Here is a 22,825-nt window from a genome sequence, read left to right on the forward strand (position 1 = left end):
TCCACCTCTCCGAGGAATTCCAACTCCACCCCGAACAGTCCACCGACGCCATCGTCATCCACCACCCCGAAGCCAAATACTTCAACGCACGCTGACGAAACCCTCGCCCTCCGTGGATGAGGGCATGGACGGAGTTGCGGCATAAGCTCGTGCTCGGGCAACGCCGGATGCTGTTGCCCGTCGTTGCCCGGCAGACTGAGAGAGAAGAGTGATCAGGGTGTTTTCGCAGGTCATCGGGATGACCAGGACTGCGGGGTAGGGCTTCAGTGCACATCGTCATCATGGGCTGCGGGCGAGTGGGTTCCGCTCTCGCCCAGACCCTGGAGCAGCAGGGGCACACGGTCGCCGTGATCGACCAGGACCCCACCGCCTTCCGCCGGCTGGGCTCCGGATTCGGCGGCCGCCGGGTCACCGGCGTCGGCTTCGACCAGGACACCCTGCGCGAGGCGGGCATCGAGGAGGCCGGCGCCTTCGCCGCGGTCTCCAGCGGGGACAACTCGAACATCATCGCCGCGCGCGTCGCCCGCGAGATGTTCGGCATCGAGAACGTCGCGGCCCGTATCTACGACCCCCGCCGTGCCGAGGTCTACCAGCGTCTGGGCATCCCGACCGTGGCAACCGTCCGCTGGACGGCCGACCAGATGCTGCGTCGCCTGCTGCCGTCGGGCGCCGAGCCGCTGTGGCGCGACCCCACCGGCGGTGTGCAGCTCGCCGAGGTGCACACCGCCACGTCGTGGGTGGGCCAGCGGATCAGCCGTCTCCAAGAGGAGACCGGGGTGCGTGTGGCGTTCCTGACCCGGCTCGGCGAGGCGATCCTGCCCTCCTCGCAGACGGTCTTGCAGGAGGGCGATCTGGTGCACGTGATGATGCGGACCGACGAGGTCGACAAGGTCGAGGCGGCGTTCGCCAAGGGTCCCGAAGAGGAGGGCGGTCACTGATGAGGGTCGCCATTGCCGGTGCCGGCGCGGTCGGCCGCTCGATCGCGGGCGAACTGCTGGAGAACGGCCACGAGGTTCTCCTCGTCGACAAGGCGCCGACGGCCATCTCGGTCGAGCGCGTCCCGCAGGCGGAGTGGCTGCTGGCCGACGCCTGTGAGATCACGTCCCTTGACGAGGCGGCGCTCCAGCGCTGCAACGTCGTGATCGCCGCGACCGGTGACGACAAGGTCAACCTGGTCGTCTCGCTGCTGGCGAAGACGGAGTACGGCGTTCCGCGTGTCGTCGCCCGGGTGAACAACCCGAAGAACGAGTGGCTGTTCAACGAGTCCTGGGGCGTGGACGTCGCCGTCTCCACTCCGCGTCTGATGTCGGCCCTGGTCGAGGAGGCGGTGAGCGTCGGCGACCTGGTCCGTCTGCTCCGCTTCAGCCACGGCGACGCCAACCTCGTCGAACTGACCCTGCCCGAGGAGTCGGCCCTGGCCGGCACCCAGGTCAGTGACGTCGAGTGGCCCGAGGACACGTCCCTGGTGACGATCATCCGCGGCACCCGCGTCCTGACCCCGTCCCAGGAGGACTCCCTGGAGGCGGGCGACGAGCTCCTCTTCGTGGCCGCCCCGGCCCGTGAGGAGCAGCTGGAGGACCTGCTGTCGGTACGCCGGGACGACACGGTGAGCTGATCCCCACGAGGATGGCGACGAGAAAGGGCGCCCCGAACACTCGGGGCGCCCTTCGTCGTCGTACCGGCGGCTACGCCTCTCGGCGGTGGCGGCCCGCGGTCGACTCGTCGTGCTCCTGCGCCAGTCCCGCCTGCCGTTCCTTCTCCGCGCGCTCCTGCGCCTCCATCTCGGCGAAGACGTCGATGGGAGCCGGCGCCTTCGCCAGGAACACCCACGTCAGATAGACGGCCAGCAGGAACGGCGGGATCTTCAGGGCTACCAGGACCCAGCCCAGCTGGGCGGTGTTGGCCCACCAGTACAGCGGGAAGAGGATCGCGCACTTGGCGAGCAGGATCAGGCCCCAGGCCCAGCTGGCCTTGGCGTACGCCTTCTTGCGGCCCGGGTTGCGGGTGCGCCAGGAGAGGTTCTCCTTGAAGACCGGGCCGAGGATCAGGCCGATCAGCGGGACGCCGCAGAGGGTCGTGATGATGTAGGCGAGGCCCAGGCCCAGCGTGTAGAGCATGCCGGGGAGGTAGAAGTCCTTGGCGTTGCCGGTCATCATCGCGAAGACGACACCGAAGGCGACGCCGAAGACGCCGCTGAAGGCGTGCTTGACGGTGTCCCGCATCACCAGACGGACCACGACCAGCAGCAGGGACACACCGAGGGCCGCGATCGCCGACAGGTGCAGGTCCTTGTTGATCGTGTAGATCGTGACGAACAGGAGGCCGGGCAGGACGGTCTCGACCATGCCGCGCACGCCGCCGAAGGCTTCGAAGAGCGCGGCCTCGGTCACCGCCCGGGCGTCCGGCTGCTCAGTGACTTCGGTGTCTTGGGTCGGCTTGTCGAGCGACGTCACCGGCTACTCCCGTCCGAGGGGTCTCAGTTCGTATTTCGGGTTGAACAGCACCCGGCGGCCCCGGCTCATCGAGATCCGGCCCGATGCGATCAGCTTGCGGCCCGGCTCTATCCCCACGATGGAGCGCCTGCCGAGCCACACCACTTCCAGCGCGGCGGAGCCGTCGAACAGCTCGGCCTCCAGGGCCGGGACTCCCGCGCGCGGGCGCAGGGTGACCGTGCGCAAGGTACCAGTAACAGTGACGACCTGGCGGTCGTGACAGTCACCGATGCGCGTGCAGCCGGCGGTCGCGGTGTCCTCCCGCAGCTCCTCGGACTCCAGCTCCTCCTGCGACGAGGACAGCCGGTCCAGCATGCGCCTGAACCGGCCGACCGGCTTCTCGGAACGAGGAACAGCACTCATATCTGAAGCGTACCGGGGCCCACCGACAGCTACGTACCCCCGGTGCCCGCGCTCGAACCGGCCCCCGTGCCAGGCTCCGTCATGCTGCGTCCCCCTGGGACGACTCCCGGACCCCCGGCCGCCCCTCAGCTCACTTCTCGAACCGATAGCCCATCCCTGGCTCAGTGATGAAGTGTTTCGGATGCGAAGGGTCCGCCTCCAGCTTGCGCCTCAGCTGGGCCATGTAGACCCGCAGGTAGTTCGTCTCCGTCCCGTAGGACGGCCCCCACACCTCCTGGAGCAGTTGCTTCTGGCTGACCAGGCGGCCGCTGTTGCGCACCAGGACCTCCAGCAGATGCCACTCCGTGGGTGTCAGCCGTACGTCCTTCCCGTGTCGCTGGACCTTCTTCGCGGCCAGGTCGACGGTGAACTCGTCGGTCTCCACCAGCACGTCGTCCTCGCCGCCCCCGGTCGGTTCCGCGCGGCGGACGGCGGCGCGCAGCCGGGCGAGCAGCTCGTCCATGCCGAAGGGCTTGGTGACGTAGTCGTCGGCGCCGGCGTCCAGTGCCTCGACCTTCTCGTCGGAGGAGTGCCGGGCGGACAGCACCAGGATCGGCACGCGGGTCCAGCCGCGCAGCCCCTTGATCACCTCGACGCCGTCCATGTCGGGCAGGCCCAGGTCGAGGACCACCACGTCCGGGTGGCGGGCGGCGGCGAGTTCGAGGGCGGTGGCACCGTCGTGCGCCGAGTCGACCTCGTACTTGCGCGCCCTGAGGTTGATCTCGAGGGCGCGCACGATCTGCGGCTCGTCCTCGATCACCAGCACCCGGGTCATGTGACCTGCCTTTCGGGTCGTACTTCAGGTCGTTCAGGTCGTTCCGGTCGTTCGTGTCGTTCAAATCGGGCTTCGGGGCGGGCTCCGGGTCGTCCGGGGTGAAGAAGCTCCTCGGAGTGAAGCGGCCGCTCGGGGCCCGATCCTGCCGCCGCCCGAAGCGTGAGGACCATGGTGAGGCCGCCGCCGGGTGTGTCCTCGGCGTTGAGGGTGCCGCCCATCGCCTCGGCGAAACCGCGGGCGACCGCGAGTCCGAGGCCGACGCCGGCGCCGCGCGGGGCGTCGCCGTAGCGCTGGAAGGGCTCGAAGATGCGTTCCTTGGCCTCGTCGGGGACGCCGGGCCCCCGGTCGACCACCCGCACCTCCACCCGGTCCGCGATCGCGCTGGCGGACACCAGGACGGCCTTGCCGGCCGGGCTGTACTTGACGGCGTTCTCGACCAGGTTGGCCACCGACCGCTCCAGCAGCCCGGGGTCCACGGCCACGATGGGCAGCGTCTCCGGGATGTCCAGGTCGGCGCTGCCCTCTGGCACCCCGCCGAGCGCCACCGGCACCACCTCGTCGAGGTCGATCTCCCGGATCAGCGGGGTGACCGTGCCGGTCTGCAGCCGGGACATGTCGAGGAGGTTCCCCACCAGATGGTCGAGCCGGTCGGCGCCCTCCTCGATGCCGGCCAAGAGCTCCGCCCGGTCCTCCTCGGACCATGCCACGTCGTCGGACCGCAGCGACGAGACGGCCGCCTTGATCCCGGCCAGTGGCGTACGGAGGTCATGGCTGACGGCGGCCAGCAGCGCGGTGCGGATCCGGTTGCCCTCGGCGAGTGCGCGGGCCTGGTCGGCCTCCTCCTGGAGGCGCCGCCGGTCCAGCACCACGGCGGCCTGGGCGGCGAAGGCGGCCAGTACCCGGCGGTCCTCGGCGGGCAGTACCCGGCCGGTCATCGCGAGTGCCATGTGGTCCCCGACCGGCATGTCGACGTCCGCGTCCTCGGGCCGTTCCACGGGCCGTCCGAGGCCGACCCGGCCCGCGCAGGTCCACGGGTCGACGTCGCTCTTCCGTTCCAACAGGGCGGCCGAGTCCATGCCGAAGGTCTCGCGGACCCGCTCCAGGAGCTCCTCCAGGCCGGTCTCGCCGCGCAGCACGTTGCCCGCGAGGAAGGACAGGATCTCCGACTCGGCCCGCAGCCGGGCGGCCTGGTGGGTGCGGCGGGCCGCCAGGTCGACGACGGACGCCACCGACACACCGACGCCGACGAATATCGCGATGGCGACGATGTTCTTCGGGTCGGCGATGGTCCAGTGGTGCAGGGGCGGTGTGTAGAAGTAGTTCAGCAGCAGGGAGCCCACCGCGGCCGAGGCCAGCGCGGGCAGCAGCCCGCCGAGCAGGGCCGCTGCGACCACCATGGTCAGGAACAGCAGCATGTCGTTGGCGAGGCCGAGGTGGACGGTGCCGAGCAGGACCGCCATGATCACCGGGCCGGACACGCCGACCAGCCAGCCCCAGATGATCCGGGCCCGGCCGAGCCGCGCGCCCCGGGCCACCGGCAGGCCGCGCCCCTTGGCGACCTCCTCGTGGGTGACGATGTGCACGTCGAGGTCGGGCCCCGACTCCCGGGCCACGGTCGTACCGACACCGGGGCCGAAGACGTACTGCCAGGTCTTGCGGCGCGAGGAGCCGAGGACGATCTGGGTGGCGTTCACCCCGCGCGCGAAGTCCAGCAACGCGACCGGTATGTCGTCGCCCACCACGTGGTGGAAGGTGCCGCCCAGGTCCTCGACCAGCGTCCGCTGCACGGCCAGTTCCTTCGGGGAAGCCGAGGTCAGTCCATCACTGCGGGCTATGTAGACCGCCAGCACCTCACCCCCGGCGCCCTTCTCCGCCAGCCGCGCCGCCCGGCGGATCAGCGTCCGCCCCTCCGGGCCGCCGGTCAGTCCGACCACGATCCGCTCCCGCGACCCCCAGATCTTCGACACCCGGTGATCGCTGCGGTACTGCTTGAGGTACTCGTCCACCCGGTCGGCCACCCACAGCAGCGCGAGCTCCCGCAGCGCGGTCAGGTTGCCGGGCCGGAAGTAGTTCGAGAGGGCCGCGTCCACCTTGTCGGGCTGGTAGATGTTGCCGTGCGCCATCCGCCGCCGCAGCGCCTGTGGCGACATGTCGACCAGCTCGATCTGGTCCGCGCGGCGCACCATCTCGTCCGGCACCGTCTCCCGCTGCCGCACCCCCGTGATCGCCTCGACCACGTCGCCCAGCGACTCCAGATGCTGGATGTCGACCGTCGAGACCACATTGATCCCGGCCGCCAGCAGCTCCTCCACGTCCTGCCAACGCTTGGCGTTCCGGGAGCCGGGGACGTTGGTGTGGGCCAGTTCGTCCACCAGGGCGACGGCGGGGGCCCTGAGGAGCACGGCATCGACGTCCATCTCCGTGAACACGCCGCCCCGGTACTCCAGTTCCCGGCGCGGCACCTGCTCCAGGCCGTCCAGCAGCACCTCGGTGCGCGGCCGGTCATGGTGCTCCACGAAGGCCACCACGCAGTCCGTGCCGCGCTCGACGCGCCGGTGCGCCTCGGACAGCATCGCGTACGTCTTGCCGACGCCCGGTGCCGCACCGAGGTGGATCCGAAGCTTGCCGCGTCCCATGGCCTCACTGTCTTCCGGTCACCGCTGCCTGCGCAGCGTCGACCTTACGGCCAATAATCGCGACAAATGGGGTCGGGCGCGGTCCGTGGGGCCTCTTTGACGCAACTCTGACGCGCCGGAGACAGCACGAGGCCGTCACGTCTCGACGATCTCCCCGTCGCTCAGCTCCAGCACCCGGTCCGCCAGTTCCAGCAGGTTCCGCGTCGTGCGTGGCGACGAGCGCGGTGACCTGCTCACTGCGTACGGCGGCACACAGCAGCTCCATCACGGCTGACCGGTCTCCGCGTCCAGCCGGCCGGTCGGCTCGTCGGCGACGAGGAGCGAGGGGCCGTTGGCGAGGGCGCGGGCGATGGCGACCCGCTCCTGCTGACCGCCGGACAGCTCGCCCGGCCGCTGCGCGGCGTGGTCGTGGAGCGGCCGCAGTTCGCCCGACTCCGGACAAAGAGCCGCACCCCAGCGGGATGCGGCCCTTTCGGTGTCTGTCTAGCGGACCTCGGTGATCTCCGGTCCACGCTGCAACTGGCCCATGCCGCCGGAGAAGCGGGAGGTCCCGTCGTCCTGCTGGACGCCCTCGGGCACCATCTGCGCGTCGTTCGGCAGCTTGAGGACGATCGGGTCGCGGGGCGCCATCGGGCCCTCGCCGCGGACCACGACCGTGTCCCGGAAGATCTGCTCCAGCAGGCCCGCTGCCTGCGGCTGTACCGCGCCCTGGCCCGAGATGACACCGCGCAGGAACCAGCGGGGGCCGTCCACACCGACGAACCGCACCACCTGGTAGCCGCCCGTGCCGTCCGGCAGCTGTACCGGCACCTGGGCGCGCAGCTCCCAGCCCAGCGGACCCTCGACCTCGTCGACGATCCCGCCCTGCTGGGTGATGCCCGACGCGATCTCCTCGCGCACCTCGCCCCAGATGCCCTCGCGCTTGGGGGCGGCGAAGGCCTGCAACTGGATGGCGCTGTCCCGCAGGACGACAGTCGCCGCGACGATCGCGTCGCCCGCGACCTCGACCCGCAGCTCCATGCCGTCGACGCCGGGCACGAGCAGACCGCCCAGGTCCACCCGGCCCTCGGCCGGGTCACGCACCTCGGAGTCGTCCCACGGCCCGTCGGGCCGCGGCTCCGGCTCCAGCCTCACACGCGGGCGTCCGCCCTCGTCCTCGACCTTGTCGTCCGCCTCAGTGTCGACACCGTCGACGACCTGCCCGGGCTCGCCGGCCGCGTCCTCGGCGGCACCCTTCTTCTTGCGACGTCCGAACACGTCACTGTCCTTCCCGGTCGGATACGACCGAAGCGTATCGATTCCCACCCGTTGCGCCGCCGTAGGCGGCCTGACCGCTTGCGCTGTTCGTGCTGCTCGAGCCGCCCACAGCCGCATGGCCGCCGGTGGACCCGAAGCCCCCCTCGGCCCGAGCCGACCCGGGAAGCTCCGCGACCTCTTGGAAGCGGACCTTCTCGACCTGCTGGACGACCAGTTGGGCAATCCGGTCGAAGCGCTCGAACCGCACGGATTCGCGCGGGTCGAGATTCACCACGATCACCTTGATCTCCCCACGGTACCCGGCATCAACCGTCCCCGGGGCATTCACGAGAGCGACACCGCAGCGGGCAGCCAGGCCGGATCGTGGGTGCACGAAGGCCGCGTACCCCTCCGGCAGCGCCACAGACACTCCCGTGGGCAGCACGGCCCGCTCGCCCGGCTTCAGTTCACGGCTCTCGGTGGTGCGCAGATCGGCTCCCGCGTCACCGGGATGTGCGTACGCCGGAAGCGGTACGTCGGGATCAACGCGGCGGATCAGCACGTTCACGGGGTCACGACTCACGGGTTCACCTCGAAGGCACGGGCACGCCGGACCTGGTCCGGGTCGTTCATGGCCGCCAGGATCTCCTCCGGGCGGCCGTTCTCGACGAAGTGGTCGACCTTCACCTCGACGAAGAGGGCGTCGGCGCGGACGGCGACCGGCCCGTCGGGGCCGCCGATGCGTCCGGTGGCGGTCGAGTAGATCTTCCGTCCGGCCACCGCCGTCACCTCGGCCGCCAGGTGCAGTGTCGTGCCGACCGGCACCGGCCGCACGAAGTCCGTCTCCAGCCGCCCGGTCACCGCGATCGTCCGCAGCAGCCAGTTCAGCGAGCCGAGGCTCTCGTCGAGGGCGGAGGTGAGCACTCCGCCGTGTGCGAGGCCCGGAGCCCCCTGATGGGCGGGCTGCACGGTGAACTCGGCCGTGATGGTGACACCCTCGCCGGCCCGTGCCTGAAGGTGCAGCCCGTGCGGCTGCTCGTCGCCGCAGCCGAAGCACTGTTCATAGTGCGGCCCGAGAAGCTCCCCGGGCGCGGGAGCGTCAGGATGACGCACCGGTTTCACGGCGTCGGCGGGAGGCTTGAGAGCCGCGGCAGTACCACTCACAGCCGCAGACCTTACCCGCCCGCCCGTCACCCACCGCCCCCCTGCCTGACAGCGCTGCGCGCCGACTCCCCCTGCCAGTCGGCCGTTCCCGACACCGTGCCAAGCTTGGCGTCATGCAGCTCTCCGCGGCCCCGTACGAAGAACGCCTCACCGCACCCCGCTCCTGGTGGCTGATCTCCTTGCTCGTCGGGGTCTCGATGGCGTTGATCCTGCTGCCCTTCGGCACGTTGCCGCTGCTCGGCGGCCTGGTCGGCGGGACGGCCGGGGCGGCGGTCGTGGCCAGTTCGTACGGTTCGCCGCGGATCCGGGTCGTGGGCGGTTTCCTGATCGCGGGCGAGGCGAAGATCCCCGTGTCGGCCCTGGGTGAGGCAGAGGTCCTGGACCCGGAGGAAGCGCGCGCCTGGCGCACGTACAAGGCCGACACCCGCGCGTTCCTGCTGCTGCGCGCCTACATCCCCACCGCGCTGCGCGTGGACGTCACGGACCCGGCCGACCCGACGCCGTACCTGTATCTGTCGACGCGTGAGCCGGAGCGGCTGGCGGAGGCACTGAAGTCGGCACGCGCGGCCGCCTGACAAGGCGGTTCAAAATCTCTTTCTCCGCCACGCAAAAAATTCGTCAGGGCTCGATTTCCTTGTGACCGAGCCCGAGTCCCTTCGGAATGTCTCCCATTTCGATCGGATTCTCGGGGGACTCAAGCGGGGGCAGTTCGGGAAGCGCGCTCCAAGGCACCTGGATCTTCCGTAGATCCGCCCGGATCCGCTCCGCGAGTTTTCTCGTGTCCCGGCGGTTCATGACCGCTCCCACGGCCGCGCCGATCATGAACGGCATCAGATTCGGCAGGTCACGCACCATGCGCTTCATGATCTGCTGCCGCAGCTGACGCTTCATAGGGCTGTTGAGCGCCGTACTCACGGTGGACGGCTTGGACATGTCGACGCCGCGCTCTCCCGACCAGGAATCGAGATACGCGGTGCTGCGCTGCTTGAGATTGCCGGGCGGCCGCACTCCGTAGACCTCGTGGAGTTCGGCGATCAGCTTGAGCTCGATCGCGGCGACCCCGGTGATCTCGGCGGCCAGTTCCGTCGGCATGGCGGGCGGCACGGGCAGCATGGCCGCCGCTCCGATGCCCGCCCCGACAGTGGCGGTGGCGCTGGAAGCACCCGCCACGAGCTTGTCGGCGAGCTCCTCGGGCCCCAGCCCGGGGAACTGTCTGCGTAGCGTCTCGAGGTCCCGTACGGGGATCCGCGGGGCGTTGTCGATGATCCGGTCGGCGAGGTACGCCAGACCCGCCCTGGCCCGGCTGCCGCCCTTGCGGACGCCTTCCCGGGCCTTGTCCCGGATCACCGCGGCCCGTCGCCCGGCGACGGGCGCCGGGGTCTCGGCCGGCGCCGGGGTCTCGGCCGGCGCCGGGAGGTCGGCCCGGCCTGCCGCCGGTTCGAGCGAGGCCGATCCCTGTTCGGATGAGCCCCGCTCGTCGTCACGCGCGCCGAGCCGTCCTTCGGACGGCTCCTGGTCCGCTCCCGGTAGGTGGAAGCGGCGCTTCCGAGGTGGGGTCGAGCCAGTCACGGCCGACCCGCCCTCAGTCGCAGTCGCGGCAGATCGGCTGACCGTTCTTCTCGCGGGCCAGCTGGCTGCGGTGGTGCACCAGGAAGCAGCTCATGCAAGTGAACTCGTCCTGCTGCTTGGGCAGCACCCGGACGGCCAGCTCTTCGTTCGAGAGGTCCGCGCCGGGCAGTTCGAGGCCTTCGGCGGCCTCGAACTCGTCGACGTCCACTGCGGAGGTCGACTTGTCGTTCCGGCGAGCCTTCAGTTCTTCAAGGCTGTCCGAGTCGACGTCGTCGTCGGTCTTGCGTGGGGTGTCGTAGTCGGTTGCCATGTCGCTCTCCCCCTCTGGGTGTCTGCGGTGTCTCCAGCGCACGTAACGCGTGAGAGGCCGGACTTGTGCCCGACCTGAGGCGGAGATTTTGCCTCACATCAAGGTCTGTTACTCAATCGACACCCAACCGGACTCTTCATGAGTGATCGGCTTGGATGGCGATCGGGACCGTACACGGTCCGGATACCGCACTTCAAAGGCGTCCCACCGTGTACTTCCCGTGATCAGGACCCCTGAAAACCCGGACTTTCCCGGCTTTCCGACAGGGTGCATGATCACGGAGAGTGGATGGCCGGAAATTCGCCCATGTGATCGATCACACACGGAGTTGTCCGGAAGGTGCCCAGAAAATTCCGCGCAAAGCGAACATCACCGCGTGTCGGATCAAGTGCGGGGGCCATGATCTCAGACGGGAAGGGTCACCCGCATCACGAGTCCACCTCCCTCGCGCGGCTGGGCCGAGATGTGGCCGCCGTGCGCCCGGGCCACGGACCGGACGATGGACAGACCGAGTCCGACGCCCTTGTCGCTGCCCGTGCGCTCCGTACGCAGCCGCCGGAACGGCTCGAAGAGGTTGTCGATCTCGTACGCCGGCACCATCGGGCCCGTGTTGGACACGACGAGCACCGCCTGGCCGTGCTGGACCTCCGTGGTCACCTCGACCCAGCCTCCCTCGGACACGTTGTACCGCACGGCGTTCTGCAGAAGGTTCAGGGCGATCCGCTCCAGCAGCACGCCGTTGCCCTGGACGACCGCGGGCTTCTGCTCCCCGCGGATCACCACGCCCTTGGCCTCCGCCTCACCGTGCACCTGGTCGATCGCCTGCTCGGCCACCTCGGCGAGGTCGACCGGCTTGCGCTCGACGATCTGGTTGTCGCTGCGGGCCAGCAGCAGCAGTCCCTCGACGAGCTGCTCACTGCGCTCGTTGGTGGCCAGCAGTGTCTTGCCGAGCTGCTGCAGCTCCACCGGCGCGTTCGGATCGGACAGATGCACCTCGAGAAGCGTGCGGTTGATCGCGAGCGGTGTCCTCAGTTCGTGCGAGGCGTTGCCGACGAAGCGCTGCTGGGCCGTGAAGGCGCGCTGCAGCCGCTCCAGCATCTCGTCGAAGGTGTCCGCCAGCTCCTTCAGCTCGTCGTCCGGGCCGTCCAGCTCGATCCGGCGGGAGAGGTCCGAGCCCGCCACCGCGCGCGCGGTGCGGGTGATCCGGCCGAGCGGCGACAGGACCCGGCCCGCCATGGCATAGCCGAAGGCGAAGGCGATCACGGCGAGACCGAGCAGGGCCAGCAGGGAGCGGCTGAGCAGGTTGTCCAGGGCGTGCTGGCGCTGTTCGTTGACGCATTCGTTCAGCGCGTGGTTGAGCTCGGCCGCCGGCAGCGTGCTGGAGCCGATGCTGCAGTTGTCGCTGGACACCTGGCCGGAAACGACCTTGAAGGGCAGGTCACTGCCCACGTTCAGCGCGTTGGCGGCGAGCAGGTAGATGATCGACAGCAGCAGGATGCCGGCGATCAGGAACATGCCGCCGTACAGCAGCGTGAGCCTTATCCGGATGGTCGGGCGCAGCCATGGGAAGGGCGGCTCCGGCCTCCGGGGGTCCCAGGTGGGCTTCGGGGGCGCCTGGGGCGGCGCCGGGGTAGCGGCCACGGCCGATCAGATCCGGTAGCCGGAGCCGGGGACGGTCACGATGACGGGCGGCTCGCCGAGCTTGCGGCGCAGGGTCATGACGGTCACCCGCACGACGTTGGTGAACGGGTCGGTGTTCTCGTCCCACGCCTTCTCCAGGAGTTGCTCGGCCGAGACGACCGCGCCCTCGCTGCGCATCAGCACCTCCAGCACGGCGAACTCCTTGGGCGCCAGCTGGACTTCCTTGCCGTCGCGGAAGACCTCGCGGCGGTTCGGGTCGAGCTTGATCCCGGCGCGCTCCAGGACGGGCGGCAGGGGCACGCTGGTGCGCCGGCCGAGGGCACGCACGCGTGCCGTCAGCTCGCTGAACGCGAAGGGCTTGGGCAGATAGTCGTCGGCGCCGATCTCCAGGCCCTCGACACGGTCACTGACGTCGCCGGACGCCGTCAGCATCAGCACGCGGGTGGGCATACCGAGTTCGACGATCTTGCGGCAGACGTCGTCGCCGTGCACGAGAGGGAGGTCACGGTCGAGGACGACCACGTCGTAGTCGTTCACGCCGATGCGTTCCAGGGCGGCCGCACCGTCGTACACGACGTCGACGGCCATGGCCTCCCGGCGCAGTCCGGTGGCCACCGCATCGGCGAGCAGCTGCTCGTCCTCGACGACGAGTACGCGCACGTCGCTTGTCCTTCCTGTGTCCACCCGCGTAGCGCTTCTCAGGCACGCGGGCAGGGGGCTTGGTGAGTGTGTTGACGTCCATCCTGCCCTTTTCGGTCATAAGTCGGCGGTAAGGCGGGTGAGCGCAGTCCGAAGGACAGGTATGAGACCGGGGAATGCGAGATTTTCCCGACGGGTTGAGGTTTCCGTGGAAGGGAGCGGGGGGAGGACGGCTTTACACCCCGCGATCACGCTCTGCATGTGCCGCACCACCATGTGGCACGCCGCGATCCGCTTTCCGCAGAGTGGGCGTGGGTGTCCGGCACCGTCGCCGCCCAGCACCGGGCAGCGCTGGGCACCTACTGGAGACGTGATCGCCCCTTCCGAACGGCACACCCCCGTGCCATCGACCCACGACCCAGGACGAGGGGGCGCAGCATGGACGCATTCACCGCAGGACTTCGGCAGCGCATAAGGGCGACCGAGTCCGACCTGACGCGGGCTCGCGACGAGGGCGACGACTTCCTCGTCGAGGTGGAACAGGCCGAACTCGACGACCTGCGCCGCCTCGCCGCCGAACACGGTGTGGAAGTCGGCGCGACCAGCGTCTGACGAGCTCGCAGCGCACAGCGACGAACCCCCGGCGAATCCAGCGCCGGGGGTTCGTTGCTGCGCGAGTTCGCCCACGGGGCGCACCCAGACCCGACGGTCAGCGCCCACACAGGCAGACGGTCAGCACCGAGGCAGACCGACGGTCAGGGCCCACCAAGGCCGACTGTCCCCACGCGCCGGCCGCGAGAGAGCCGTAGGGGCGCGGGGGGGGGGGGGGGGGGGGGGGGGGGGGGGGGGGGGGGGGGGGGGGGGGGGCGGGGGGGGGGGGGGGCCGGCGGGCCGCGCCCCCCCCCCCCCCCCCCCCCCCCCCCCCCCCCCCCCCCCCCCCCCCCCCCCCCCGGCTGAGGCGCCCCGCAGGCGAACGAGCCATTGTTCAGTCGTGCCAGGCGCCGAAGTCCTCCAAGAGGCGCTGGAGGGGCTCGAAGACCCCCGGGGTGGCCGCGACCGTCAGACCGTGTGCGGGGCGCTCTCCGGGGCGACCACCGGTCAGCGCGCCTGCCTCTCGGGCGATCAGGTCGCCTGCGGCGAGGTCCCAGGGGTGCAGGCCGCGTTCGTAGTAGCCGTCGAGGCGGCCGGCGGCGAGGTCGCACAGGTCGACGGCGGCCGAGCCCCCGCGTCGGATGTCGCGCAGCAGCGGGATGAGCTTGCGGGCGACCTCGGCCTGGTGGACGCGGACGTCGGTGACGTAGTTGAAGCCCGTCGAGACCAGAGCCTGCTCCAGGGGCGGCGCGGGGCGGCAGGCGAGCTTGCGTTCGCCGTCCCAGGCGCCGGTCGCCCAGGCCCCGCCGCCGCGTACCGAGTGGTACGTCTCGCCGCGCGTCGGAGCCGCGACGACCCCGACAACGGTCTCGCCGTCCTGCTCGGCGGCGATGGAGACGGCCCAAGTGGGCAGTCCGTACAGGTAGTTGACCGTGCCGTCGAGCGGGTCGATCACCCAGCGGACGCCGCTGGTGCCCTCGGTTGCGGCGCCCTCCTCGCCGAGGAAGCCGTCGTGCGGGCGGTGCTCGGAGATCAGGTCCGTGATCAGCTTCTCCGCCGCGATGTCCATCTCGGTGACCACGTCGATGGGGCTCGACTTGGTGGCGGCGACCGCCAGGTCGGCCGGGCGGCCGTCCCGCAGCAGCGCACCGGCGCGGCGGGCGGCCTCCTGTGCCAGCTTCAGCAGTTCCGCGTGCAGGGGGTCGGTCACGGGGTTCCTCACGCGTAGGGGCTGTCGGCGCCCGCGGCGGCGGGGCGGGAGGCGCGGGCCGGGCAGCAGCCCACCGGGCAGACGTTGTGGTCGGCGCCGAGCGCGCCCAGGGCGCACGGGGTGACCACCTGCCCGCGCTCGACGGCGGCCCGCTCCAGGACGAGGTCGCGGATGGCGGCGGCGAACCGGGGATCGGCGCCGACGGTGGCGGAGCGGCGCACCGGCAGGCCCAGCTCCTCGCCCTTGGCCTTGGCCTCCGTGTCGAGGTCGTACAGGACCTCCATGTGGTCGGAGACGAAGCCGATGGGCGCCATGACGACCGCCGGGACGCCGGCCGCGTGCCGCTCCTCCAGGTGGTCGCAGATGTCGGGCTCCAGCCACGGGATGTGCGGGGCGCCGGAACGGGACTGGTAGACGAGCTGCCATGGGTGGTCGACGCCGGTGCGCTCACGGACGGCGTCGGCGATCAACTGCGCGACGTCAAGGTGCTGCCTGACGTACGCGCCGCCGTCGCCGTGGCCCTCGACCGGCCCGGAGGTGTCGGCGGAGGCCGTCGGGATCGAGTGGGTCGAGAAGGCGATGTGGGCGCCGTCCCGAACATCCTCGGGGAGCTCGGCGAGGGACTCGATCACGCCGTCGGTCATGGGCTCCAGGAAGCCCGGGTGGTTGAAGTAGTGCCGCAGCTTGTCGATCTTCGGCAGCTCCAGGCCCTCGGCCTCCAGGGCGGCCAGCGAGTCGGCGAGGTTCTCGCGGTACTGGCGGCAGCCCGAGTAGGAGGCGTAGGCGCTGGTGGCGAGGACCAGGATGCGGCGACGGCCGTCGGCGACCATCTCGCGCAGCGTGTCCGTCAGGTAGGGCGCCCAGTTGCGGTTGCCCCAGTAGATCGGCAGGTCCAGGCCGTGGTCCGCGAAGTCCTTGCGGAGGGCGTCCAGGAGAGCGCGGTTCTGGTCGTTGATCGGGCTGACCCCGCCGAACAGGAAGTAGTGCTGACCGACTTCTTTGAGGCGTTCCTTGGGGATACCGCGCCCCCGCGTCACGTTCTCCAGGAAGGGGACCACGTCGTCGGGTCCTTCGGGGCCGCCGAACGAGAGCAGGAGCAGGGCGTCGTAGGGGGTGGCATCGAGCACGTCTGGCATGAGTCGATCCTGCCACCCGCTACTGACAGGGGTGCGTTAGGGTCACCTCACTCGTAAGCTGTATCAGTGAGCTTCGCACCTTACTGAGCCGCAGTGTTCACGCTTCACCTTCACAGTTCACTTTCACGCCTCAGCTTCACATCTCACCGAGCCGCCCCGCTCCCGCCCGACCGGAGACCCCGTGCCCAGCCCCTACCGCGCCCTGTTCGCCGCCCCCGGCTCCAAGGGCTTCTCGACCGCGGGCCTCTTGGGCCGTATGCCGCTGTCGATGATGGGCATCGGCGTGGTCACGATGATCTCCCAGCTGACCGGGCGGTACGGCCTGGCCGGCGCGCTGTCGGCCACCATCGCGCTCGCCGCCGCGGTGGCGGGTCCGCAGGTCTCGCGGCTGGTGGACCAGCACGGGCAGCGGCGGGTGCTGCGTCCGGCGACGCTGATCTCGCTCGTAGCGGCGGCCGGACTGCTGTTCGCCGCGCACTACGGATGGCCGGACTGGACGCTGTACGTGTTCAGCGCCGGCATCGGCTGTGTCCCGAGCATCGGCGCGATGATCCGGGCGCGGTGGGCGGCCCTGTACCGGGACACCCCGCAGCTGCACACCGCGTACTCCTTCGAGTCCGTGATCGACGAGGTCTGCTTCATCTTCGGGCCGATCATCTCCATCGGCCTGTCCACGGTCTGGTTCCCGGAGGCCGGGCCGCTGCTCGCCGCCTGCTTCCTGGCGGTCGGCGTCTTCTGGCTGACCGCGCAGCGCGCCACCGAGCCGGCCCCGCATCCACGGGCCCACCAGGGCGGTGGCACGGCCATGCGCGCCCCCGGTCTCCAGGTCCTGGTGGGGACCTTCGTGGCGACCGGCGCGATCTTCGGGGCGGTCGACGTGGTCACCGTGGCCTTCGCCGACGAGCAGGGCCACAAGGGGGCCGCGAGCGTGGTCCTCGCGCTGTACGCGGCGGGATCCTGTCTCGCGGGGCTCGTGTTCGGGCTGCTGCGCTTCAGGGGTGCGCCCGAACCTCGCTGGTTGCTGGGCGTATGCGCGATGGCCGTGAGTATGATCCCCCTCCTACTGGTCGGAAACTTGCCGTTTCTGGCCGTGGCGCTGTTCGTTGCGGGCCTGTCCATCGCTCCCACGATGATCACGACGATGTCCCTGATCGAACAGCACGTACCACGCGCGCAACTGACCGAGGGCATGACCTGGGTGAGCACCGGGCTCGCGGTCGGTGTAGCGCTCGGCTCCTCGGTGGCCGGCTGGGTGATCGACGCCGCCGGTGCGCGGGCCGGGTACGGGGTTCCGGCGGTGTCCGGGGCCGTCGCGGTCGCGGTCGGTTTCCTCGGGTATCGCCGGCTCAGCAGGCCGGTTCCGCATCGGGGAGGCACCGTTGAGCAGCACAGCGAGCGGGAAGAACGGCACGTGGCGTAACTGGGGAGGCAACGTCGCCGCCCGGCCCGCGCGGGAGGTCGTTCCTGCCTCTGTCGAGGAGCTGTCCGAGGCGGTGCGCAGGGCGGCCGAGGACGGCCTGAAGGTGAAGGCCGTCGGTACCGGGCACTCCTTCACGTCGATCGCGGCCACCGACGGTGTGTTGATCCGCCCTCAACTGTTGACCGGTATCCGCACCATCGACCGGGAAGCCATGACGGTCACGGTCGAGGCCGGCACCCCGCTCAAGAGACTCAATGTGGCCCTGGCCCGCGAGGGCCTGTCGCTCACCAACATGGGCGACATCATGGAGCAGACGGTCTCCGGGGCCACCAGCACCGGCACTCACGGCACGGGCCGCGAGTCGGCCTCGCTCGCCGCCCAGATCAGGGCCCTGGAACTGGTCACGGCCGACGGGTCGGTGCTCACCTGTTCCGAGAAGGGGACCGATGAAGAACGCGCGGTCTTCGCGGCCGCCCGAATAGGGCTGGGGGCGCTCGGCATCGTCACCGCGATCACCTTCGCCGTGGAGCCGATCTTCCTGCTCACGGCCCGCGAGGAACCGATGCCCTTCGACCGGGTCCTCGCCGATTTCGACGAACTGTGGGCCGAGAACGAGCACTTCGAGTTCTACTGGTTCCCGCACACCGGCAGCACCAACACCAAGCGCAACAACCGCAGCGCGGGCCCGGAGAAGCCGGTGGGGCAGCTCGCGGGCTGGTTCGAGGACGAGTTCCTCTCCAACGGCGTCTTCCAGGCCGCCCAGTGGGTCGGCCGCGCGGTTCCCGCCACGATCCCGTCGATCGCGCAGATCTCCAGCAAGGCACTGTCCGCGAGGACTTACACGGACATTCCCTACAAGGTCTTCACCTCGCCGCGCCGGGTGCGCTTCGTGGAGATGGAGTACGCCGTCCCGCGCGCGGCCGTGACCGAAGCGCTGCGCGAGCTTCGGACGATGGTCGACCGGTCGGGCCTGCGGGTCAGCTTCCCGGTCGAGGTGCGGACCGCACCGGCCGACGACATCACGCTGTCCACGGCATCGGGCCGCGACAGTGCGTACATCGCCGTCCACATGGTCAAGGGCACGCCGTACCAGGCGTACTTCACCGCCGCGGAGCGGATCCTCATCGCGCACGAGGGCCGGCCGCACTGGGGCAAGGTGCACACGCGCGATGCCGACTACTTCGCCGGGATCTACCCCCGCTTCGGCGAGTTCACCGCGTTGCGGGATCGACTCGATCCTGAACGCCGGTTCCAGAACGACTACCTGCGGCGGGTGTTGGGGTCGTAGCCGGGGTGCCGCTCGAGGGCGGCACCCCGCACGGACGAAACCCATGGTTCCGTTTCCGGTGATCACGTGACGTACGCCACGTTCAAGATCCGGAAAATCGCGCCACGGCGGCCATGTCCCGTCCGTTGCCAGAAGTTGGGCGGCGCGCCAATCCACGCACGTGGCCCGAATGGAGTACTGTTGCGAGCCCTGGGTCAGGTCTCCCGCCTGGGCGTCCGTGGCCTTCAAGGACCGCCCGGAGGGGGCTAGTTGCACAGGGTGACGGAGTTGGTCACTTAGCGTTGCGAATAGGTAACCGTGCCATAACGGCGGCCCAGGGCCCGTGCCCGACACGCCGGGCAACTCGGCAAGGTTGTGGCAGGCTGCACCCGGGCAGGCCACACTCGACTAGCGGAAGCAGCGACGCACGTGACGTCGGCAGGCACCACCCGGGAGGTCCCCATGCCCGAACTGCGTGTCGTGGCCGTCTCGAATGACGGCACACGGCTGGTGCTGAAGGCTGCGGACAGCACGGAGTACACGCTTCCGATTGACGAGCGTCTGCGCGCCGCGGTACGCGGCGACCGTCCCCGCCTCGGCCAGATCGAGATCGAGGTGGAGAGCCATCTCCGCCCCCGCGACATCCAGGCACGTATACGTGCCGGTGCGACCGCGGAAGAGGTCGCACAGATGGCCGGCATCCCCGTCGATCGCGTACGGCGCTTCGAGGGTCCCGTGCTGGCCGAGCGCGCGTTCATGGCCGAGCGGGCCCGGAAGACTCCGGTCCGCCGCCCCGGCGAGAACGCGGGCCCACAGCTGGGCGAGGCCGTCCAGGAGCGGCTGACACTGCGCGGCGCCGAGAAGGACACCGTCCAGTGGGACTCGTGGCGCCGCGACGACGGCACCTGGGAGGTCCTGCTGGTCTATCGGGTCGCGGGCGAACCGCACTCGGCGAGCTGGACCTACGACCCGCCCCGGCGGCTCGTCCAGGCCGTCGACGAGGAGGCGCGCTCGCTGATCGGCGAGTCCGAGGACCTCGCCACCTCGCCTGAGCCCAGCTTTCCCTTCGTACCGCGCATCGCACGGCTGCCGCGCGACCGTCCACTGGACCGTTCCCTCGACAGGGAGCGGCCGAGCCTGCCGGCGCCGCCGCCCGAGCCCCCAGAGGAGGGCACGGCCGCGACCGCGAGTGCGAGCGAACGGGACTCGCTGACCAGCCTGCTGGAGGCGGTGCCGAGCTTCCGGGGCGACCTGGTGGTCCCGGAGCGCCCGTCGGAGACCCCTGAGGCGGAAGAGGAACCCGCCCCGGAGCCCGATGCCGAGGAACCCCCGGCCCCCGCGGCCTCGGCCGGTTCCGCCTACGCGGACGTCCTCATGCCCCGGTCCGTCGGCAGCCATCGCGACCGTCTCATCGGCTCCACCGACCGCCAGGCCGAGGCGGACGGCGTCCGCCCGGGACGCCGGGCGGCGGTGCCGAGCTGGGACGAGATCGTGTTCGGGACGCGGCGCAAGAAGCAGGAGTAGCGCCCGTACGACATCAGGCCGTAGGACATCAGGTGGGGCCCGCGCCGGTCGGTGCGGGCCCCACCTGTCGTATGCCTACTGCGGGTCGGGGCCCACGGCGACCGGGCGCGACGGGTCCGACGACCACTCGGACCAGGAGCCGACGTACAGCTCGGCCGGGATGCCCGCCACCGCCAGTGCCAGCACCTGGTGCGCGGCGGAGACTCCGGAGCCGCAGTAGACGCCGACCTCCGAACCGTCGGTGGCGCCCAGGGCCTTGAAGCGTTCGGCCAGCTCCGCAGCGGGCAGGAAGCGTCCGTCCGCTGTCACGTTGTCCGTGGTGGGCGCTGAGACGGCGCCCGGAATGTGCCCGCCGACCCGGTCGATCGGCTCCACGTCACCCCGGTAACGCTCGCCTGCCCGTGCGTCCAGGAGTACGCCTGAACGCGCCAGCGCCGCCGCCTCGTCCGCGTCGAGCAGGCCGGTTGGGCCCGGCGCAGGCTGGAAGTCGCCCGCGGCCGGCTCAGGCGTGGCCGTCGACATCTCGCCCTGCCAGGTCGGCAACCCGCCATCCAGGACTCGCACGTCCGGGTGACCCGTCCAGCGCAGCAGCCACCAGGCGCGGGCGGCCGCCCAGCCCTGTCCGCCGTCGTAGACGACCACCGGCGTCCGGGACGAGACGCCCGCCCGGCGCATGACCGCGCCGAACGCGGCGAGGTCGGGCAGCGGGTGTCGGCCGCGCCCGCCGGGCGCGGAGGCGAGCTCCGAGTCCAGGTCGACGTAGACGGCGCCCGGAATGTGCCCGGCCGCGTACTCGGCACGGCCGTCGAACGACGGCTCTCCAGCCGCCTTGGCCAGGCTCAACTGCCAGCGGACATCGAGCAGGACCGGCGGGGTGCCCGCCGCCAGGTCGCTCGCGAGTTCGGTTGCGGAGATGATGGCGTCCATGGCCACCATCCTTGCGCACGGGGTGGCCGCACCGTTCATGTCCGGCTACTCTGCTCGGCCGGACAGGCCCGATCACGTGGCGTACGGGATCAGGCACATGCTGTACAGCCGATCGCCACCCGTCGGTCATCGCGCGAAACCTACACGGGACCGCGCGGCGGGCATTGTCCGGGCACGGACCGGCGCACGGCGGCGCGCCCGGAGCCCGTGGCACCAGGGCGAGTGCGAGCATCGGCACGGGGTCCGTCAGAGCGGAAGCGACACGGCACCGCGAGGGGCCGAGGAGAGAGTGACGATGACCGAGGCAAGGGGGTCGGCCGGCCCGAATGGCGAGACACACGCCCGCCATGTGCCCGGCGCGCCCTGCTGGGTGAGTCTGATGGTGCACGGGCTGGCGGCGACCGAGGAGTTCTACAGTTCGCTGTTCGGCTGGGAGTTCCAACCGGGCCCGCAACAGCTCGGCCCCTACGTCCGGGCGCTGCTCGACGGACACGAGGTGGCCGGCATCGGCCAACTGCCGTCCGACCGCCACCTTCCCATCGCCTGGACGCCCTACCTCGCCTCGGACGACGTGGACCTGACGGCCGAAACGGTACGGCTGTGCGGCGGCACGGTCGGCGTGGGGCCGCTGGAGGCGGGTGACGCCGGGCGGCTGGTGATCGGCTCCGACCCGGCGGGCGCGATCTTCGGCGTGTGGCAGGCGGCGGCCCACCTCGGCACGTCGATCGACGGTGTCCCGGGCACCCCGGCCTGGCACGAACTGCTGACCTTCGAGTCCACGAGCGTCGTCAAGTTCTACGAGACGGTGTTCGGTTTCGAGGAGCCGGTGGTGTCCGCCGACTTCGACTACGTCACCCTGCACATCGCCGGCCGCCCCGTCGCCGGCATCCACGGCGCGGGAGGCGCCCTGCCCCACGACCGGGGGCCGCACTGGATGACGTACTTCGAGGTTGCCGACACGGACGACGCGGTCGCCCTCGTCGTCGACCTGGGCGGCCACGTACTCAGGCCGCCGCATGACAGCGCGCACGGAAGGGTGGCCACGGTGGCGGATCCCGAGGGCGCACGGTTCTCGCTGATCCAGGTGGTCCGCTGAGGCTCGGGGCCGACCATCCCTGTTGGCCGTTTCGGTCCTGATGGCCCTGATGGCCCTGATGGCCCTGATGACCCTGATGGCCCTGATGGCCCTGATGGCCCTGATCAGTGAAGTCCTCGCCGGCGAACGGGGCGTACACCGACCGCGAAGACCCTAGTGGGCGAGGGCCACCGAGGAACTGGTCATCCGGCGGCGGTGATGACGTCGGCACAGGACCTCGTAACCGACCTCCGCCGCCGGGCCGTTCACATCGCCTACGACGACCTGCTCGCCCTCGACGACCATCTCGCCGTCCACGGTGCGGGCGTTGTGCGTGGCGCGCGCCCCGCACCAGCACATGGCTTCCACCTGGAGCGCCTCTATGCGGTCCGCCAACTCGATCAGGCGCTGCGAGCCGGGGAACAGCTTGGTGCGGAAGTCGGTGGTGATGCCGAAGGCGTAGACGTCCAGGCCCAGGTCGTCCACCACGCACGCCAGTTGGTCGATCTGCTGGGACGAGAGGAACTGCGCCTCGTCGACGATCAGGTAGTCGACCTTGCAGCCCTGCTCGATCTCGGCCACGACATAGCCGAACAGATCCATGTCCGGTCCGGCCTCGACCGCCTCCGTCACCAGACCGAGCCGTGAGGACAACTTCCCCTCACCCGCACGGTCGTCGCGGGTGAAGATCACGCCCTGGAGGCCGCGGGCCGAGCGGTTGTGCTCGATCTGGAGAGCCAGCGTGGACTTCCCGCAGTCCATCGTTCCGGAGAAGAACACCAGCTCGGGCATGGCGAGTCGGCACCTTTCA

Annotated in this window: 24 protein-coding genes and 1 pseudogene; 9 read left to right on the forward strand and 16 right to left on the reverse strand. The window is 70.5% G+C overall.

Annotation, left to right across the window (positions count from 1 at the left end; translation table 11 throughout):
- Positions 1-266: 266 nt before the first annotated feature.
- A complete protein-coding gene (locus ACFYO2_RS40865; protein ID WP_388360107.1) occupies positions 267-938 on the forward strand; it encodes a potassium channel family protein in 672 nt (223 codons plus the stop codon).
- The gene (locus tag ACFYO2_RS40870) at positions 938-1,615 is read left to right on the forward strand and encodes a potassium channel family protein (protein WP_388360109.1); all 678 of its coding nucleotides are present in this window, start codon (positions 938-940) and stop codon (positions 1,613-1,615) included. Before ACFYO2_RS40865 ends, ACFYO2_RS40870 begins: the two co-directional genes overlap by 1 nt.
- Before the next feature lie 70 nt (positions 1,616-1,685).
- Here the strand turns inward: ACFYO2_RS40870 and ACFYO2_RS40875 are convergent, their stop codons facing one another.
- The 8 genes and pseudogenes from ACFYO2_RS40875 to ACFYO2_RS40910 form a co-directional block, all read right to left on the reverse strand.
- Positions 1,686-2,453, reverse strand: a complete 768-nt coding sequence (locus ACFYO2_RS40875; protein WP_388360112.1) for a DUF3159 domain-containing protein — start codon at positions 2,451-2,453, stop codon at positions 1,686-1,688.
- A gap of 3 nt (positions 2,454-2,456) precedes the next feature.
- Positions 2,457-2,855: an OB-fold nucleic acid binding domain-containing protein gene (locus ACFYO2_RS40880; RefSeq protein WP_388360114.1), complete on the reverse strand. Its 399-nt coding sequence runs from the start codon at positions 2,853-2,855 to the stop codon at positions 2,457-2,459.
- A 130-nt stretch (positions 2,856-2,985) separates the two neighbouring features.
- Positions 2,986-3,669 (reverse strand): response regulator, encoded by a 684-nt coding sequence (locus ACFYO2_RS40885; RefSeq protein WP_388360117.1) that lies wholly within the window; start codon positions 3,667-3,669, stop codon positions 2,986-2,988.
- A complete protein-coding gene (locus tag ACFYO2_RS40890) occupies positions 3,666-6,305 on the reverse strand; it encodes an ATP-binding protein (RefSeq protein ID WP_388360119.1) in 2,640 nt (879 codons plus the stop codon). The genes ACFYO2_RS40885 and ACFYO2_RS40890 overlap by 4 nt, the downstream gene beginning before the upstream one ends.
- Positions 6,306-6,440: 135 nt before the next feature.
- Positions 6,441-6,719, reverse strand: a pseudogene (locus tag ACFYO2_RS40895) (ATP-binding cassette domain-containing protein); the annotation flags it as partial.
- Positions 6,720-6,788: 69 nt separating this feature from the next.
- On the reverse strand, positions 6,789-7,562 hold the full coding sequence (locus tag ACFYO2_RS40900; protein ID WP_388360121.1) for a DUF3710 domain-containing protein: 774 nt from the start codon (positions 7,560-7,562) through the stop codon (positions 6,789-6,791).
- Position 7,563: 1 nt separating this feature from the next.
- A complete protein-coding gene (gene dut / locus ACFYO2_RS40905) occupies positions 7,564-8,124 on the reverse strand; it encodes a dUTP diphosphatase (protein ID WP_388360124.1) in 561 nt (186 codons plus the stop codon).
- Positions 8,121-8,705, reverse strand: coding sequence for a PaaI family thioesterase (locus tag ACFYO2_RS40910; protein WP_388360125.1), 585 nt, complete (start codon positions 8,703-8,705; stop codon positions 8,121-8,123). The genes dut and ACFYO2_RS40910 overlap by 4 nt, the downstream gene beginning before the upstream one ends.
- Positions 8,706-8,818: 113 nt before the next feature.
- Here ACFYO2_RS40910 and ACFYO2_RS40915 point away from each other — a divergent pair, with 113 nt between their 5' ends.
- The gene (locus ACFYO2_RS40915) at positions 8,819-9,280 is read left to right on the forward strand and encodes a DUF3093 domain-containing protein (RefSeq protein WP_388360128.1); all 462 of its coding nucleotides are present in this window, start codon (positions 8,819-8,821) and stop codon (positions 9,278-9,280) included.
- 43 nt (positions 9,281-9,323) lie between these two features.
- On the opposite strand, the gene ACFYO2_RS40920 is transcribed toward ACFYO2_RS40915, so the two are convergent.
- The 4 genes from ACFYO2_RS40920 to ACFYO2_RS40935 all read right to left on the reverse strand — a co-directional run bounded on the left by ACFYO2_RS40920 (position 9,324) and on the right by ACFYO2_RS40935 (position 12,885).
- Entirely contained in the window at positions 9,324-10,274 is a 951-nt protein-coding gene (locus ACFYO2_RS40920; protein WP_388360131.1) for a hypothetical protein, read from the reverse strand.
- Positions 10,275-10,287: 13 nt separating this feature from the next.
- A complete protein-coding gene (locus ACFYO2_RS40925; RefSeq protein WP_005481602.1) occupies positions 10,288-10,584 on the reverse strand; it encodes a DUF4193 domain-containing protein in 297 nt (98 codons plus the stop codon).
- A gap of 405 nt (positions 10,585-10,989) precedes the next feature.
- Complete coding sequence (locus ACFYO2_RS40930) at positions 10,990-12,225, reverse strand: sensor histidine kinase (protein WP_388360134.1); 1,236 nt, start codon at positions 12,223-12,225, stop codon at positions 10,990-10,992.
- Between the two features lie 6 nt (positions 12,226-12,231).
- Positions 12,232-12,885 (reverse strand): response regulator transcription factor, encoded by a 654-nt coding sequence (locus tag ACFYO2_RS40935; RefSeq protein WP_007385219.1) that lies wholly within the window; start codon positions 12,883-12,885, stop codon positions 12,232-12,234.
- Positions 12,886-13,302: 417 nt separating this feature from the next.
- On the opposite strand from ACFYO2_RS40935, the gene ACFYO2_RS40940 reads away from it, so the two are divergent.
- On the forward strand, positions 13,303-13,476 hold the full coding sequence (locus tag ACFYO2_RS40940) for a hypothetical protein (RefSeq protein WP_388360137.1): 174 nt from the start codon (positions 13,303-13,305) through the stop codon (positions 13,474-13,476).
- Positions 13,477-13,849: 373 nt separating this feature from the next.
- Here the strand turns inward: ACFYO2_RS40940 and ACFYO2_RS40945 are convergent, their stop codons facing one another.
- Positions 13,850-14,665 carry an inositol monophosphatase family protein gene (locus tag ACFYO2_RS40945; RefSeq protein WP_388360139.1) on the reverse strand — a complete coding sequence of 272 codons (816 nt, stop codon included), beginning with the start codon at positions 14,663-14,665 and terminating at the stop codon, positions 13,850-13,852.
- 8 nt (positions 14,666-14,673) lie between these two features.
- Positions 14,674-15,801 carry a ferrochelatase gene (locus ACFYO2_RS40950; protein ID WP_388360142.1) on the reverse strand — a complete coding sequence of 376 codons (1,128 nt, stop codon included), beginning with the start codon at positions 15,799-15,801 and terminating at the stop codon, positions 14,674-14,676.
- Between the two features lie 181 nt (positions 15,802-15,982).
- Between ACFYO2_RS40950 and ACFYO2_RS40955 the strand changes: the two genes are divergently transcribed.
- The 3 genes from ACFYO2_RS40955 to sepH all read left to right on the forward strand — a co-directional run bounded on the left by ACFYO2_RS40955 (position 15,983) and on the right by sepH (position 20,012).
- Positions 15,983-17,221 (forward strand): MFS transporter, encoded by a 1,239-nt coding sequence (locus tag ACFYO2_RS40955; protein ID WP_388360144.1) that lies wholly within the window; start codon positions 15,983-15,985, stop codon positions 17,219-17,221.
- On the forward strand, positions 17,181-18,509 hold the full coding sequence (locus ACFYO2_RS40960) for a D-arabinono-1,4-lactone oxidase (protein ID WP_388360147.1): 1,329 nt from the start codon (positions 17,181-17,183) through the stop codon (positions 18,507-18,509). Before ACFYO2_RS40955 ends, ACFYO2_RS40960 begins: the two co-directional genes overlap by 41 nt.
- Before the next feature lie 441 nt (positions 18,510-18,950).
- Positions 18,951-20,012 carry a septation protein SepH gene (sepH, locus tag ACFYO2_RS40965; RefSeq protein WP_388360150.1) on the forward strand — a complete coding sequence of 354 codons (1,062 nt, stop codon included), beginning with the start codon at positions 18,951-18,953 and terminating at the stop codon, positions 20,010-20,012.
- A 75-nt stretch (positions 20,013-20,087) separates the two neighbouring features.
- Here the strand turns inward: sepH and ACFYO2_RS40970 are convergent, their stop codons facing one another.
- Positions 20,088-20,948 carry a sulfurtransferase gene (locus ACFYO2_RS40970; RefSeq protein WP_388360263.1) on the reverse strand — a complete coding sequence of 287 codons (861 nt, stop codon included), beginning with the start codon at positions 20,946-20,948 and terminating at the stop codon, positions 20,088-20,090.
- 286 nt (positions 20,949-21,234) lie between these two features.
- On the opposite strand from ACFYO2_RS40970, the gene ACFYO2_RS40975 reads away from it, so the two are divergent.
- Both ACFYO2_RS40975 and ACFYO2_RS40980 read left to right on the forward strand, forming a co-directional pair.
- The gene (locus tag ACFYO2_RS40975) at positions 21,235-22,035 is read left to right on the forward strand and encodes a VOC family protein (RefSeq protein WP_388360153.1); all 801 of its coding nucleotides are present in this window, start codon (positions 21,235-21,237) and stop codon (positions 22,033-22,035) included.
- A gap of 22 nt (positions 22,036-22,057) precedes the next feature.
- A complete protein-coding gene (locus ACFYO2_RS40980; protein WP_388360156.1) occupies positions 22,058-22,192 on the forward strand; it encodes a hypothetical protein in 135 nt (44 codons plus the stop codon).
- Here ACFYO2_RS40980 and ACFYO2_RS40985 read toward each other — a convergent pair.
- Positions 22,189-22,806 carry a thymidine kinase gene (locus ACFYO2_RS40985; RefSeq protein WP_388360158.1) on the reverse strand — a complete coding sequence of 206 codons (618 nt, stop codon included), beginning with the start codon at positions 22,804-22,806 and terminating at the stop codon, positions 22,189-22,191. The two genes, ACFYO2_RS40980 and ACFYO2_RS40985, sit on opposite strands and share 4 nt — an antisense overlap.
- Between the last annotated feature and the right edge of the window lie 19 nt (positions 22,807-22,825).

This window comes from Streptomyces sp. NPDC006602 (assembly GCF_042870385.1).
In the GTDB taxonomy this organism is placed as follows: domain Bacteria; phylum Actinomycetota; class Actinomycetes; order Streptomycetales; family Streptomycetaceae; genus Streptomyces.